This window comes from Aestuariibaculum suncheonense, assembly GCF_014596935.1.
Taxonomy (GTDB): Bacteria; Bacteroidota; Bacteroidia; order Flavobacteriales; family Flavobacteriaceae; genus Aestuariibaculum; species Aestuariibaculum suncheonense.
In genome coordinates this window covers 509,797-524,864 of record NZ_JACVXC010000001.1, presented here as the reverse complement: position 1 = coordinate 524,864, position 15,068 = coordinate 509,797, and the positions used below count along the sequence as shown (strand labels likewise).

The window sequence follows — 15,068 nt, the reverse complement described above, 5'->3', positions numbered from 1 at the left end:
TAGATCAAAAACGGCAACGTTTTAAGTCCATTAGTTTCACTTATGAATAATGGACTTTTTTTGTTAAGAATCTTAAAACCTTTCGACTTTACCATCATAGATTTCTATCTTTAAACCAAAAACTTCATGCAAAAAACATATTACGACCCGGCCGATTTGAAAAAATTCGGAAAAATATCAGAGTGGAACGAAGAACTAGGTGCTAAATTTTTCGAATACTACGGAAAAGTTTTTGAAGAAGGCGCTTTAACCGAACGCGAAAAATCGCTCATTGCTTTAGCCGTTTCTCACACTATTCAATGTCCATATTGTATTGACGCCTATACCGGCGACGGCTTGCAACGCGGCATCACTAAAGCAGAAATGATGGAAGCTTTACACGTGGCCGCAGCCATTCGCGGTGGTGCTTCATTAGTTCACGGCGTTCAAATGATGAATAAAGTGAACAAATTAGATATGTAAAAAATCTCCCGAATCTAAAGTTAACCGGATACTCATGATAAAATCACTTCATAAACGCCAAAGTGAATTGGCAAATGCTAAAAGACAATTGGATATTCTTTCCAATGGTATTTTTCAAGCTGGTGAATTACCCACTTTTAAAGCCAAAATTTCAGAAAGCAATCAATTTCCGTTGAAAGCCAAAAAGCTGGAAATTTTACAAATTAATTTGGGTTATATGTGCAACCAAACCTGTAAACATTGTCATGTGGATGCGGGCCCAGACCGTAAAGAAATTATGGGCAAGGAAACCATGCTACAATGTTTGGAAGTGATTAAAAATACAGGAGCACATACTTTGGATTTAACCGGTGGTGCCCCGGAGATGAACCCGAATTTCAGATGGTTTGTTGATGAAGCTTCAAAAGCGGGCATTAAAGATTTTATTGTGCGATCGAATCTTACCATTATCACCGCCAACAAAAAATATCACGATTTACCGGAATTCTTTAAAGCGCACAATATACATGTGGTAAGTTCGATGCCTCACTGGACTAAAGGCAAAACCGACAACCAACGTGGCGATGGTGTTTTCGATGCCTCACTTAAAGCCTTAAAGATGCTTAACGCTATTGGTTATGGCATGCCGGATAGCAAACTGAAATTAGATTTGGTATATAATCCATCCGGTGCTTTTTTACCGGCTAATCAATCGGCGATGGAAAAAGATTTTAAAAAGGCACTCCTAGAAGAATTTGATATTCATTTTCATAATCTATTCGCTCTAACCAATTTACCGGTGAGTCGTTTTCTAGACTATTTAATCGCTTCAGAAAATTACGAAGATTATATGTATAACCTAGTGGAAGCCTTTAATCCGAATGCTGTAGGTAATGTGATGTGCACCAATACGCTTTCAGTGAGTTGGAATGGCTATTTATACGATTGTGATTTCAATCAAATGCTCGAACTTCCTGTAAATAGCAAAGCCAAGCACATTTCAGAATACAATGAAAGGCTTTTAGAAGGTCGGGATATTGTCATTTCACAACACTGTTACGGCTGTACTGCCGGCGCCGGTAGTAGTTGCCAAGGCACAGTAGCCTAATTCATTTAAAATCTTATGGGACTTATTAACACCAAAGGAGATGAAAACGATAACGACATGACTTTTGATCTTCATTTTCCAACTTCAAAAAATGCCTTAATCATCTTTACCCGCAACCCTGAATTAGGACAATGTAAAACACGTTTGGCAAAAACTATTGGAAATGAACCTGCTCTAAATATTTACAAACATCTATTAAAACATACAGCAAGGATTTCGGAACCTGTAAATGCAGATAAATTCGTTTTTTATTCTAAGAACATCATTAAAAATGACATTTGGAATCCGGATATCTTTAAAAAGAAATTACAAAAAGGGAACGATTTAGGGGAGCGCATGGAACAGGCTTTCATCGAACTTTTTGGTTTAGGATACCATAAAATCCTGATTATTGGCAGCGATTTACTAGACTTAAATGAAAACATTATAAACCATGCTTTTCAGCAACTCAATACTAACGATTTTGTTATTGGACCAGCAAAAGATGGCGGCTACTACCTTTTAGGCATGAATGCCCTAAATTCAATGTTATTTAAAGACAAAGCCTGGGGAACCGAAACCGTATTAACGGATACTTTAAAAAATTTACAAAACAACAACGTTTACTTACTACAAGAATTAAACGATATTGATACCTTTGAAGATATGCAAGATTTTCAAGAATTAAAACCATATTACACCAAACATGATTAAGATAATAAATGAAACTACAGATTACCTAAAAAGTAAAGGTTTTGATAATCCAGAAATAGGTATTATTCTAGGTACTGGCCTTGGTCAGTTAGTTAACGAAATTGAAATTCTACACGAAGTCAGCTATAACCATATCCCGAATTTCCCAACGGCAACCGTAGAATTTCACAAAGGAAAATTAATCTACGGCATTTTAGATGGTAAAAAAGTTATGGTGATGCAGGGGCGTTTTCATTTATATGAAGGCTACACGTTGCAGGATGTTACTTTCCCAGTTCGCATTATGGAAAAACTAGGCATTAACACCTTATTAGTATCTAATGCTGCCGGAGCAATTAACACCAACTTTAAAAAAGGTGAATTAATGCTACTTGATGACCATATCAATTTACAAGGCGATTCTCCTTTAGCCTTCAAGGGTGTTGAACATTTAGGAGAACGCTTTGTCGATATGAGTGCACCATACGATGCCGAAATCAACACGAAGTTTAAATCTATCGCTAAACATCATAAAATCACCTTACATGAAGGTGTTTATGCCAGTGTTTTAGGTCCGCAACTGGAAACGCGTGCAGAATATCGCATGTTAAAAATTATTGGTGCTGATGCTGTTGGTATGAGTACGGTGCCTGAAGTGATTGTGGCAAACCACTTGAAACTTAAAGTTGCAGCTGTTTCTGTGCTAACCGATGAATGTGATCCCGATAATTTACAACCGGTGGATATTACTGAAATTATTGAAATGGCTAAAAAAGCCGAACCTAATATGATTACTTTATTCCGCGATCTTATCAAATCGTTATAAATCATTTTAATACCATCATAAAATATAAAGAAAGGCTTAGTAAAAACTAAGCCTTTCTTTTTTATATCATTTTATAATTAGTAACAGGTACAATCTTCAATCTTGAAAATAATCCCCAAACTGTGTTGCCAGTGTTTGGTTAAGTAATCTTCAAACGAATGCTTATAAGTGGTTTCCCAGCTTAAACCAATGGTTTCAGAAAACCAGTATTTTAATCCTACTGACGCGTTTATCGTTGCTGCTCCTACTAAATCATCAGTTCCATTAGCCGCTGAAAGCATATTATAAGTTCCTTCCTGAATCCAGGTGTATCCTAAACCTGCTCCAACAAAAGGTTCAAAATTTTCTGATTCAAATAAATTATTAATGTTCGTGTTAATCATGGCATCGAACCCTAAATAGGTTAATTTATCTACTTCCACTCTTGGATCATCAGTGAACTCTCCCCATTTTCTTAGCTTATTGAATGAAGCTCTAACACTTAAAAACACATCGTCATTTATGTATCTTGCGACCTTAACCGTTGGCAATCCAATATTCCAGTGGTCGGTAACATTGAAGAACTCATCTAAAAACGGGCCTTGAGGTGCATCTTCTCCCACCGAATAGACATTTACAGCATTAAAACCAGCTTCAAAGACCCACGGGCTTCCTCCAAAACTCTGGGCAAATGCAGATAATCCGAACACTATGGAACATAAACTCAAAAAAACTTTTCTCATACTTTTCAGTTAATTATTAATAAATTTAGGGCTGGCCGAAATTAGCAATTTTAGGTTATTTACAACGTCTTCATTCAAATTCATATTGCTTTTCATAAGAAGTATTCGACGAATAACACCAAATTGCAAACCCGACCTTGTATTTACGAGTCGTTCAAAAAAAAAGATGTTCGTGAAAAGAATTTTAATGAACTTCATAAGAAAACAACTTCTAACCTGTTATTTTTACAATGACGTCTCGACTCAGTTTTTATAAATCACACCTTATGAGTTACCTTGAAACAACCCACAATGTTTACAAAGAAGCTGCACTAACTCCTGCTATAGGTTTATGTTGCACCACAAATCCCATTTGGGAGTTACCCGGATTAAAAATTCCGAAAATCATGCAGGAGATGAATTATGGTTGTGGCAGCACGGTACATGCTCGCGACTTGACCAACAATCCTAAAATGCTTTATGTTGGCGTAGGCGGCGGCATGGAACTCTTACAGTTTTCCTATTTTAATCGTCAAAAAGATGGGGTTATTGGTATTGATGTAGTTGATGAAATGTTAGAAGCTTCAAGAAAAAACTTTATCGAAGCCGAAGCTCTAAACCCATGGTTTAAAAGTGAGTTTGTAGACCTAAAAAAGGGAGATGCACTAAATTTGCCCGTTGAAGACAATACCATTGATGTTGCTGCGCAAAATTGCCTGTTTAATATTTTTAAAGCCGATGATTTAAAACAAGCCATTGCTGAAATGTATCGCGTGTTAAAACCTCACGGGCGTCTGGTAATGAGTGACCCAACCTGTGAACAACCTATAAATGACATCCTTCGCAACGACGAACGATTACGCGCATTGTGTTTGAGTGGAAGCCTGCCGATTAACGATTACGTTAAAATGCTAACCGATGCCGGATTTGGAACCATTGAAATTCGCGCAAGAAAACCTTACCGTATTCTCGACCCTAAACATTACCCAACAGATGAATTAATTTACATTGAATCTATTGAAGTGGCTGCCATAAAAGACCCCATATCAGAAGACGGCCCATGTGTTTTTACAGGTAAAGCAGTGATTTATTTTGGTGAAAACAATTATTTCGATGACCATAAAGGCCATATCCTTCTAAAAAATCAACCTTTAGCTATTTGTGATAAAACAGCCAATGCTTTAGCTTCTTTAAACCGAGATGATATTTTCATAAGCGAATCCACGTACCATTACGATGGAGGCGGATGCTGCTAATTCAAATTTCTCAAATTAAAATTTAAAAAGATGACTCATCGTCCATGCCGGGCCAATTAATAAAAACTGTAAATCTTTTAAAAAGGAAGGCTTCTTCCCTTCATGATAGTGTCCTATAAATTGAAATACCCAGGCAATAGCGAAAATCAACAACATCTTTAACCATAAAGGTGCTAAACTTAGACGATCAATTAATTCAATTCCGAGAAGTATTAACACTGAAAAAACAAACATTACTAAAAACAGTCTGAAAGACAATTTTAAATAATATAACAACACCAAAAAGATACCTAAAGTTCCAACATGTAAATAGGGTTGTAACCATTCGGGATTAAAATCAGCAAACAAATTTCCGACGGGTATACAAGCCAACAATCCTACAATGGAAAAGAAAATGGCAGGCACACATACATAATGAATACGCTTGTTATATGTGGTTTGGTGACTTTCGGAATACTCGGCCAATAAGCTATCTAATGTCCTCATAATATCTTATTTTTACCTTAAGTTTAGTTCATTATGAATAAATATATAGAAATAATACAAAAATCGTACACTGGTTACTGGAATTACTTGAAACACGAGTTCATTACCATTAATCACTGGGACAATTATTTCTATGGGCTCATTTTTATCTCACTTGCAGTTTGGCTTTTGGAAATTATATTCCCCTGGAGAAAACAACAATCCATTTTTAGAAAGGACTTTTGGCTGGACACCTTCTATATGTTCTTCAATTTTTTTCTTCTAAATTTAATCGTATTGATTGCCTTATCAAACACAGCAGCACAGTTTTTTAACGATATCCTTGGTGTTTTCGGCTTAAGTGTTTCCAACTTTCAACTCTTCGATGTTGATGCTCTTCCAAAAGTTTTAGGCTTATTCATATTTTTTATTGTCGGAGATTTTATTCAGTGGAATACTCACAGACTTTTACATCGTGTCCCGCTACTCTGGAATTTCCATAAAGTACACCATTCAGTGAAAGAAATGGGCTTTGCTGCACATTTACGTTACCACTGGATGGAACCTGTGGTTTACAAATCGCTATTATACATTCCTATGGCGATTATTGGTGGTTTTGATGCACAGGATGTAGCAATCATTCACTTTTTCAATATTACTATCGGACATTTAAACCACGCCAATCTGGGATGGAATTATGGGCCATTAAAATACCTTTTAAACAATCCTAAAATGCACATATGGCATCATGTAAAAGATTTACCGAAACAAGCTAAATTCGGAATAAACTATGGCATTACCTTGAGTGTTTGGGACTACCTTTTTAAAACGGCTCATATTCCTTATAACGGTCGCGATATTGAACTCGGTTTTGAAGGCGACGAAAACTTCCCAAAGGATTTTATTAGTCAGGAATTATACCCCCTGAATAAAAAATAATCGCTTGATTGTTACAATATAAAGGGTGAATCTTCTATTTTTATAGTAAAGCAAAATACTATGAAACGTACCTACACCTTCTTTTTTTGCATGGCATATTTAAGCTTTTCCGTATCTGCCCAGGAAACTCTTAAAGCTACCATTTTAGATTCTTTATCACAAAAACCAGTGCCCTTTGCAACCATATCAACCTCTAATAATTTTGGAGTAATAAGTAACGAAAATGGCGAATTCCAAATCAACCTAAATAATAAAAACGATATCAGTTTAACCATACAATGTTTAGGTTATGAGAACAAAAGCATTTCAGCTTCTAAGTTTAAAGATAGCCTAATTATATTACGTCCTAAATCCATTGAACTGGATGAAATTCTGGTATCGAACAAACATTATACGGCTGAAGAAATTATTGAAAAAGTAAAAGAAAACCTGCTGCAAAACTACAGTACCGAAGTCACTAAAAGTACTTTGTTTTCAAGAACTTCTTTTAATACCAAAATGCAGAAGCAGGTTATTGATATTGAAAAGAGCAGTATTCCGGAACTTAATCAAGCGTTTATTGATAGTGTCATTCATTCGCTTCCTAAAAGCAACGATTACCACATTGAACTTTTAGCGAATCTTTACACAAACAACACCTCCCATTCCGAGAAACTAGACGTTATTAAAGCCTCGAAACTGTATAACAAAGACACCGAAATCAATTTAAAAAGTTTTGAAACCAAGCTAAGAGACATAGCGCAAAAGCACATTAAGCGTGATTCGTATTTGAAAATAAAATCCGGCTGGTTTGGCACTAAAGAAAGTATTGATTCCTCATTTTTTGAAACCGAAGAAGCTAAACAATCAAAATCCCTGTTAGATGAACAGGAAACAGACGAAAACACACGGAAAGAACTTTTTTTAATGAGTAATAAACAGGCGATTTCCAATTTAATTAACGAAAGTTTTATTTCAGAAAAAAGCGACCTCAACTTTATTCATAAATCCAATAAATATGAATACCAACTGTTAGACTATGCCTTTCTAAACGATGATTTTGTCTATAAAGTAAGTTTCACGCCAAAACGCAGTGCCGATTATCAAGGCATTTTATACATTAATACCGATGATTTTGCGGTGGTTCGCGTCGATTACAGAAATGTAAAAGACTTAAGAAGTTTTAGTTTGCTCGGGTTTTCATTTAAAGCATTTCAAAAAGAAGGCACCTTAATCTATGGAAAAAACGAAGACCGCAGCTACTCCCTCCGATTTGCCGAAAATACTCAGGGCAGCAATATTGGTATTAAACGGCCTTTAAAAATTGTTGAAAAAAATAAAAACACACAAGGCCGAAGAAAACAAAATGAACTGGTTTCTGATATTCATTTTATTTTATCGAGTTTTTCAAAACAAGTATTGGTTGTTTTTGAAACCGATATGATTTCTGAAAGTGAATTCAATAATTTCAAGGAAAACCCGAGGATTAAACCCACATATCTACCAAAATACGATCCAAACTTCTGGGCGGGTTACAATGTTATTGAGCCCAATCAGGCAATTAAGGATTTTAAAATTATGGAATAGTTAGCTTCTGTTTCTTCCTCTTTCGTTTGGATACAAATCTTTAACCACATCGCTTTGCACATAAGCTTTGGTATCGACATTCATAGCGGTTAATCGACCATAAAACGCAGCTCCGGTATCGACATTCCAAACATTAGCCGCATGCATAGGCTCAAACGAATTGAAATTAATCGTCGGTGTATGTCCGATAAAAATTTCCTTGTAATGCTTTAATCGATTTGGATATTTCTCTGAATCTTTGGCAAGCGATTCATCTAAAGCCAAAACCATTTCCCAAAGGGTTCTGTCCGTTGAAAAACTACTTTCCATAACTTCCTTACTCACGCCGTGCATCGATGTAAAACCGGCATGAATAAACAATCTGTTTTCATCATCTATATGATACCAAGGCATGACATTAAAAAACGTATGATGCGCTAACTTTTCTTCCTTTGAAAAAGCAGCATAACTTTCCATGGTTTCCCTACCACCGTGGATATACCATGTTGGATTCACGTAATCAGACTTTAACCAGTCTTCACACCACACATCGTGATTCCCTTTAATAAAAATACAGTTTATCTTTTCAGACAAATCTATTAAAAAAGTAACTGTTTGTGCCGACTCACTCCATCCATCTACATAATCACCCATAAAAATCAAAGTATCTTCATCTTTAACTTCCAACTTATTTAAGACCTGAATTAAGGCTTTAAATCCTCCGTGAATATCGCCAATGGCATATGTACTCATGCTTACTTTTTTTTATACAAAGCTAAAGGTTTAGCATAAAATGAGACGTCTAAACGTTATTTTTAAATTAAAATTGAAGATTTAATTACTAAATAAATTTCCCCTTGAAAAATTAATAACGAGCGTACCAATCTCTCACCAAAATCTCAACCGGTTTGTTTTGTGGCGTAAACATAAAATTCTGTTTGCCTCCCGAAGTTTCATATTTATGGTGCCATTTCCATAGAAAACCACCAGCAAACCAATGTTCTCCCCAAAAAGTTTCCAGTAGGGCCTGAGTCGCATTTAACTGAGCTTCTAAATTCACTGCATTCATCTTCCTATCGGAATCCCAAGGTCGTTTCCCAGAATAATCAACACTGCGATACCCAAACTCAGTAAACAAAATAGGCTTATTTATATTTTCTGAAAATAATTTCAAAACAGGTTTATACTTCGCCCAACCCTTTTTACAATCGTCAACGGTTGGAGTTTGCATATCACTCACCGGAAAGTAGGCATCAATACCAATATAATCCAGTTGATTCCAAAACGGCGTTCGGTTATATTCATTCCAATTAGCCGCATAAGTTAATTTTCCGGAGTACACTTTTCGTATGCGATTAATCAATTCCAACCAAAACTCAGGTCGGTGATCGACGAAGGTTTCCAATTCAGTACCTAAACAAAATAATTCTACCTGAGTTTCCTCAGCAACTCTTGCAAAATCTAAAATAAAATTAGAATACGTTTCTTCTAATTCCTGCCAGGCTTCTTCTGAATTCATTTTAATTTTTCCGGTGAATTCACCACGACTCACCCAAATTTGAGGTTTAATCATCACCCGTATTTGTTGGCTTTGAAACGCATTTGCATACTGCTTGACTCCGCCTTCAGTTTCACCAAACCATTGTCTATTTGAATTGTACGTAATCCGGGGGTGCTCTAAATTACGTATAAATCCAAAGGGCATGATAGCAACATAATTTGCCTGAAGGTTAATAATCGGGTTTACATGCGCGCTATTTATAGAATCTCTGGAGGCGACAAAACTAACACCATTAATTTTGCTTGGCGCAGAAGTCGACATTGCACAGGAATTCAATAAAAAAACAGCAAACCCAATTAAAAATAATCGCATACCAAAAATTTATTTTAAATTTAAACAAATTGTATCGGGTTTTTAAGTATTTCGTAGAAGGTTCGACAAACATTTAACAAAAACACCTTAATGGAACATATTGTTATTATTGGCAACGGCATCTCCGGAATTACGGCGGCAAGACACATTAGAAAGCTTTCCGACAAAAAAATCACGGTGATTTCAGCCGAATCGGAATATTTCTTTTCGCGTACGGCACTTATGTATGTCTATATGGGCCATATGACATTTTCACACACACAACCTTACGAAAACTGGTTTTGGACAAAGAACAACATCACTCTGAAAAAAGCCTACGTTCAGGCTGTTGATACCGATAACAAGACCCTCCATTTTTCTGATGATTCTCCACTACGCTACGATAAACTCATTATAGCATCAGGAAGCAAACCTAACAAATTTGGTTGGCCGGGAGAACATTTAAAAGGCGTTCAAGGGTTATACAGTAAGCCGGATTTAGAACTTCTTGAGATCAATGCACCTAACAACAAAATTTGCAAACGCGCCGTGATTGTTGGTGGCGGATTAATTGGTATTGAATTAGCTGAAATGTTAAGTTCAAGACAAATCCCTGTAACTTTCTTAGTGCGAGAATCTAGTTTTTGGAATAATGTCTTACCTGAGAACGACAGTCAACTTGTTACTGAGCATATCAAAAATCATCATATCGATTTGCGTTTATCTTCTAATCTAAAAGAGATCAAATCTGATGACCACGGAAAAGTAAAATCGATTGTCATTGAAGAAACAGGCGAAGAAATCCCCTGTAATTTTGTCGGACTCACAGCAGGCGTATCACCGAATATCAACTTTTTAAAATCCTCAAAAATCAACACCAATAAAGGTGTTGTGGTTAACCGATTTTTAGAGACCAATATTGAAGATGTTTATGCTATTGGTGATTGTGCCGAACAATTGGAACCAATAGGAAACCGTCGCTCTATTGAAGCCGTTTGGTATACAGGAAGGATGATGGGCGAAGTTATCGCGCAAACCATTTGCATTCAAAAAATGCCATATCAGCCTAGCCATTGGTTCAATTCTGCTAAGTTTTTCGACATCGAATACCAAACCTACGGGTGGGTTAACAATGAAAAAAACAAACCTGAATGCGAAAGTCATTTTCATTGGAAAGATAAAGACCATTTAAAATGTATCACCATTGCTTACAATAAAAACACCAATGCTTTTTTAGGTATAAATGCTTTTGGTATTCGCTTGCGTCATGAAACCTTTGAGACCTGGCTCAACGAAGGACGCGATGTCGATTATGTGATCAATCATTTAGAAGAAGCTAATTTCGACCCTGAATTTTCTAAGACCTATCACCCCAAAATTCAGAATGCTTATAACCGTCAATTACAACACGAATTATGAGTACCGAAAAACAGATAAGCATGTCTTTAGCAAAACCAGAGTCAACAGGTTTATCATTAACACAGAAAGTCGCATTAGGTCTTGGTCTGGCTGGACTTTTTATTCTGATGCTAGCTGGCTTCAATACCTACTTTCCAAACAAAGGTTTATTTCTAACACTGAGCTTAGTTTGCATCGCTACTGGAACCATAATATTTTCCAATGCTTTGTATTTAAACAAATCAAAAGGTATAAAAAACGATGGCGTTTGGTTTAAATCCATTTCTTCTCGAGGTACTTTAGGCTGGATTACCGGAGTCTTTCTTACTGGATTTTACATTATACTTTATTTCTATCCGGAATATTTAGGGCTTGGAATAAGTGGAAACTCTAACTCCGGATTAATAGCCCTGTTCGACCCATTAAGCAAATTATTAAATGGCAATCCTGCTAGCCAATGGTTTGTTTATGGTACACTTTACACGTTAGCCATTTTAATTTTTGGCTACAAATTCATTTTAAAATACAGACATAATCGTTATCAACAGTTACGAACTATATCGGTGATGTTTTTCCAACTAGGCTTTGCGTTTTTAATTCCTGAGTTCATGTCTCGATTAAACCAAAGTACGGAGTACAACTTACCTTATTACGATTTAAAAAGTATGTGGCCACTAAACTATTACTTGTTCGATAGCTGGTCGGTCAACGGTTTACTATCCTCAGGAAATTTAGGTTTGGCCATGCTCATTTTTGGAATATTGTCCATTTTTGTTATTTCCCCCATTCTGACATACAAATATGGGAAACGTTGGTATTGTTCGTGGGTTTGTGGTTGCGGTGGCTTGGCGGAAACTGTTGGCGATCCGTTCAGACAGTTAAGTAGTAAAAAACAATCGGCGTGGAAAATCGAACGTTGGTTAATCCATACCGTTTTGGTCTTTTCTGTGATTATGACCATTGCAGTCATCTATTCTTATTTAGATAAAAACCCGAGCAACTATTGGTTATCAAGCAAGGCTTTTTTAATGGGTTCAGGTCTATTATTAACACTGCTTTTTTCTGTAGTCATACTATTCAAACGTCATGAATTAGGCAAAGACGCTCGATACGGCGCTATTGACTACTTCATCATTATTTTAAGCTTATTCATTTTATATGTTACCGGAACATCTGAACAGATTTTCTTAATAAAACCAAGTAGCCTCCGTTCGGCTTATGGTTTTTACATTGGATCTATCTTTTCCGGGGTAATTGGCACAGGTTTCTACCCGATTTTAGGAAATCGTGTGTGGTGTCGATTTGGTTGCCCTATGGCAGCCGTACTTGGATTTCAACAGCGATTATTTTCTAAATTCAGAATAACCACAAATGGCGGACAATGTATATCCTGCGGAAATTGCTCAACCTATTGTGAAATGGGTATCGATGTTCGTGCTTATGCTCAAAAAGGAGAAAACATTGTACGCTCCAGTTGTGTGGGTTGCGGTATATGCTCTGCCGTTTGTCCTAGAGGGGTTTTGAAATTAGAAAACAGCAGCATGAAAGGACGCATCAATGCCAATGAAATTTTGCTTGGCAACGATGTAAATTTAATTGATTTATTAACCAAAAAATAGAACTCAAAAACAGTTTACTTTTTGAAACAACAACTTAATGCCCAAAATTAATGTTATCATTCCTGCTTATAATGAAGCAGATTCTATTGCGAAAGTCATTAACGACATCCCGGATATTGTCGAAGAAATTATTGTCGTTAGTAACAACTCAACCGATGATACCGAACGAAATGCGAAACAGGCAGGTGCCACCGTATTGACCGAAAACAATAGGGGTTACGGCTACGCTTGCTTAAAAGGCATGCAATACATTGAAAATAAGGATGAAAAACCAAATATTATTGTATTTTTGGATGGAGACTATAGCGATTACCCTGAAGAATTAACCAAACTAGTGCAGCCTATTATCGAAAATAATATAGACTTTGTTATTGGTTCTCGCGTAAAAAATCTACGTGAACCCGGGTCCATGACAGGACCTCAAATCTTTGGCAACTGGCTGGCCACAAATTTGATGGCGCTGTTCTTCTCTGCAACATATACCGATCTGGGACCATTTCGCGCTATAAAATATGATAAACTACTGAATTTAAACATGGTAGACAAAACCTATGGCTGGACCATAGAGATGCAATTAAAGGCCTTAAAGCAAAAATTATCTTACACAGAAATACCTGTAAATTATCGAAATAGAATTGGTGTCTCAAAAGTTTCAGGAACCATAAAAGGTAGTATATTTGCAGGCATTAAAATCTTAGGTTGGATTTTTAAATATAGTATTAAGAAATGATTTTAGAAACAACAGTTATCATTATTTATAGTGTTGCACTTCTGCTTATTTTCATGTATGCATTAGCGCAATTAAATCTTCTTTTCAATTATCTGTCATCAAAACGATGCAAAGAGAATTGTGAGACATTCGATTTATCGAATTCAGACGAAGTACCTTTCGTCACCATACAGTTACCGGTTTATAACGAAATGTACGTTATGGAGCGTTTGTTAGATAATATTGCTAAAATCGATTATCCAAAAGACAAACTTGAGATTCAGGTTCTTGACGATTCCACCGATGAAACAGTAGAGTCTACTCGTGAGCATGTAAAAAAACTACAAGCCACAGGTTTAGACATTCAGCACATTACCAGAACCAACAGAACTGGTTTTAAAGCCGGTGCTTTAAAAGAAGGATTAACGATTGCTAAAGGTGAGTTTATCGCCATTTTCGATTCTGATTTCCTTCCGGAAGAAGACTGGTTAAAACGTACCATTCCATTTTTTAAAGACAAAAATATTGGTGTGGTTCAAACCCGTTGGGGACACTTAAACCGCAACTACTCGTTACTTACCAAAATTCAGGCCTTTGCTTTAGATGCCCACTTTACGTTAGAACAGGTTGGAAGAAACTCAAAAGGTCACTTCATTAACTTTAATGGCACTGCCGGAATCTGGCGTAAAACCTGTATTCTCGACGCAGGAAACTGGGAAGGTGATACCCTAACCGAAGATTTAGATTTGAGTTACCGTGCGCAGTTAAAAAACTGGAAATTTAAATATTTAGAAGATGTTAAAACCCCAGCAGAATTACCAATAGTAATTAGTGCTGCACGTTCACAACAATTCAGATGGAATAAAGGGGGAGCAGAAAACTTCAGAAAAATGCTTTGGCGTGTTTTAAAAAGTGAAAATATATCAGCTAAAACTAAAGTTCACGGCTTATTACACTTATTAAACAGTACCATGTTCTTAAACGTATTAATTGTCGGTATTTTAAGTATTCCGATGTTATACATCAAGAATGAGTACACACACTTAAAACCATATTTTTACGTTATGAGTTTCTTCGTAATTAGTACTATCATCTTCTTTGTATGTTATTGGTTTATGTATAAGAACACCTATGGAGGTGGTATTAAAAACTTCATCAGATATATAGGGATGTTCTTCGTATTCTTCTCTATTGCTATGGGCTTCTCTTTACACAACTCGATTGCCGTATTAGAAGGTCACTGGGGTAAGAAAAGTGAATTTGTACGCACACCTAAATTCAATATTAACACATTAAAAGATAGTTGGAAGAAAAACAAATACCTTAAGAAAACAGTTTCCATTCACGTTATTTTTGAAGGTTTATTAATGCTGTATTTCGGATTTGGAATGTACAGTGCTTTCGTTGTTGGAAACCAAGGAGGAGACTTCGGATTATTCCCATTCCACTTAATGCTATTCTCTGGTTTTGGTTATGTTTTCATTAAATCTTTAACCTCTAAAGTTTAATACAAAGTCACGTTTAAATATCAAAAAAG

At 36.1% G+C, this 15,068-nt stretch carries 15 protein-coding genes; 11 read left to right on the top strand and 4 right to left on the bottom strand.

Annotated elements, in window-relative coordinates:
- Window positions 1–126 precede the first annotated feature (126 nt).
- The 4 genes from ICJ84_RS02260 to ICJ84_RS02245 are packed head-to-tail and all read left to right on the top strand — an operon-like array spanning window position 127 to window position 3,047.
- The gene (locus tag ICJ84_RS02260) at window positions 127–462 is read left to right on the top strand and encodes an arsenosugar biosynthesis-associated peroxidase-like protein (protein WP_188214734.1); all 336 of its coding nucleotides are present in this window, start codon (window positions 127–129) and stop codon (window positions 460–462) included.
- A gap of 34 nt (window positions 463–496) precedes the next feature.
- Entirely contained in the window at window positions 497–1,549 is a 1,053-nt protein-coding gene (gene arsS, locus ICJ84_RS02255; protein ID WP_188214733.1) for an arsenosugar biosynthesis radical SAM (seleno)protein ArsS, read from the top strand.
- Between the two features lie 15 nt (window positions 1,550–1,564).
- Entirely contained in the window at window positions 1,565–2,242 is a 678-nt protein-coding gene (locus tag ICJ84_RS02250; RefSeq protein WP_188214732.1) for a TIGR04282 family arsenosugar biosynthesis glycosyltransferase, read from the top strand.
- The gene (locus ICJ84_RS02245; protein ID WP_188214731.1) at window positions 2,235–3,047 is read left to right on the top strand and encodes a purine-nucleoside phosphorylase; all 813 of its coding nucleotides are present in this window, start codon (window positions 2,235–2,237) and stop codon (window positions 3,045–3,047) included. The genes ICJ84_RS02250 and ICJ84_RS02245 overlap by 8 nt, the downstream gene beginning before the upstream one ends.
- Window positions 3,048–3,124: 77 nt before the next feature.
- Here ICJ84_RS02245 and ICJ84_RS02240 read toward each other — a convergent pair whose 3' ends face one another.
- Window positions 3,125–3,769 carry a hypothetical protein gene (locus tag ICJ84_RS02240; RefSeq protein WP_188214730.1) on the bottom strand — a complete coding sequence of 215 codons (645 nt, stop codon included), beginning with the start codon at window positions 3,767–3,769 and terminating at the stop codon, window positions 3,125–3,127.
- Between the two features lie 266 nt (window positions 3,770–4,035).
- Here ICJ84_RS02240 and arsM point away from each other — a divergent pair, with 266 nt between their 5' ends.
- Window positions 4,036–5,004: an arsenosugar biosynthesis arsenite methyltransferase ArsM gene (gene arsM / locus ICJ84_RS02235; protein ID WP_188214729.1), complete on the top strand. Its 969-nt coding sequence runs from the start codon at window positions 4,036–4,038 to the stop codon at window positions 5,002–5,004.
- Window positions 5,005–5,019: 15 nt separating this feature from the next.
- Here arsM and ICJ84_RS02230 read toward each other — a convergent pair whose 3' ends face one another.
- A complete protein-coding gene (locus ICJ84_RS02230) occupies window positions 5,020–5,490 on the bottom strand; it encodes an Mpo1 family 2-hydroxy fatty acid dioxygenase (protein ID WP_188214728.1) in 471 nt (156 codons plus the stop codon).
- A 33-nt stretch (window positions 5,491–5,523) separates the two neighbouring features.
- On the opposite strand from ICJ84_RS02230, the gene ICJ84_RS02225 reads away from it, so the two are divergent.
- Together ICJ84_RS02225 and ICJ84_RS02220 are read left to right on the top strand one after the other, a co-directional pair.
- Window positions 5,524–6,408, top strand: a complete 885-nt coding sequence (locus ICJ84_RS02225; RefSeq protein WP_188214727.1) for a sterol desaturase family protein — start codon at window positions 5,524–5,526, stop codon at window positions 6,406–6,408.
- Window positions 6,409–6,468: 60 nt separating this feature from the next.
- A complete protein-coding gene (locus ICJ84_RS02220) occupies window positions 6,469–7,974 on the top strand; it encodes a carboxypeptidase-like regulatory domain-containing protein (RefSeq protein WP_188214726.1) in 1,506 nt (501 codons plus the stop codon).
- On the opposite strand, the gene ICJ84_RS02215 is transcribed toward ICJ84_RS02220, so the two are convergent.
- Both ICJ84_RS02215 and ICJ84_RS02210 read right to left on the bottom strand, forming a co-directional pair.
- On the bottom strand, window positions 7,975–8,706 hold the full coding sequence (locus tag ICJ84_RS02215; protein WP_188214725.1) for a metallophosphoesterase family protein: 732 nt from the start codon (window positions 8,704–8,706) through the stop codon (window positions 7,975–7,977). It abuts the gene before it with no gap.
- Between the two features lie 112 nt (window positions 8,707–8,818).
- Window positions 8,819–9,826 (bottom strand): glycoside hydrolase family 113, encoded by a 1,008-nt coding sequence (locus ICJ84_RS02210; protein ID WP_241748666.1) that lies wholly within the window; start codon window positions 9,824–9,826, stop codon window positions 8,819–8,821.
- 90 nt (window positions 9,827–9,916) lie between these two features.
- On the opposite strand from ICJ84_RS02210, the gene ICJ84_RS02205 reads away from it, so the two are divergent.
- From ICJ84_RS02205 to ICJ84_RS02190, 4 genes are read left to right on the top strand one after another with little or no spacing between them, the layout of a single operon-like run.
- Window positions 9,917–11,224: an NAD(P)/FAD-dependent oxidoreductase gene (locus ICJ84_RS02205; RefSeq protein ID WP_188214724.1), complete on the top strand. Its 1,308-nt coding sequence runs from the start codon at window positions 9,917–9,919 to the stop codon at window positions 11,222–11,224.
- Window positions 11,221–12,822, top strand: a complete 1,602-nt coding sequence (locus ICJ84_RS02200) for a 4Fe-4S binding protein (RefSeq protein ID WP_188214723.1) — start codon at window positions 11,221–11,223, stop codon at window positions 12,820–12,822. The genes ICJ84_RS02205 and ICJ84_RS02200 overlap by 4 nt, the downstream gene beginning before the upstream one ends.
- Before the next feature lie 37 nt (window positions 12,823–12,859).
- Window positions 12,860–13,552: a glycosyltransferase family 2 protein gene (locus tag ICJ84_RS02195; protein WP_188214722.1), complete on the top strand. Its 693-nt coding sequence runs from the start codon at window positions 12,860–12,862 to the stop codon at window positions 13,550–13,552.
- Window positions 13,549–15,039 carry a cellulose synthase family protein gene (locus ICJ84_RS02190; protein WP_188214721.1) on the top strand — a complete coding sequence of 497 codons (1,491 nt, stop codon included), beginning with the start codon at window positions 13,549–13,551 and terminating at the stop codon, window positions 15,037–15,039. Before ICJ84_RS02195 ends, ICJ84_RS02190 begins: the two co-directional genes overlap by 4 nt.
- Window positions 15,040–15,068: the final 29 nt, after the last annotated feature.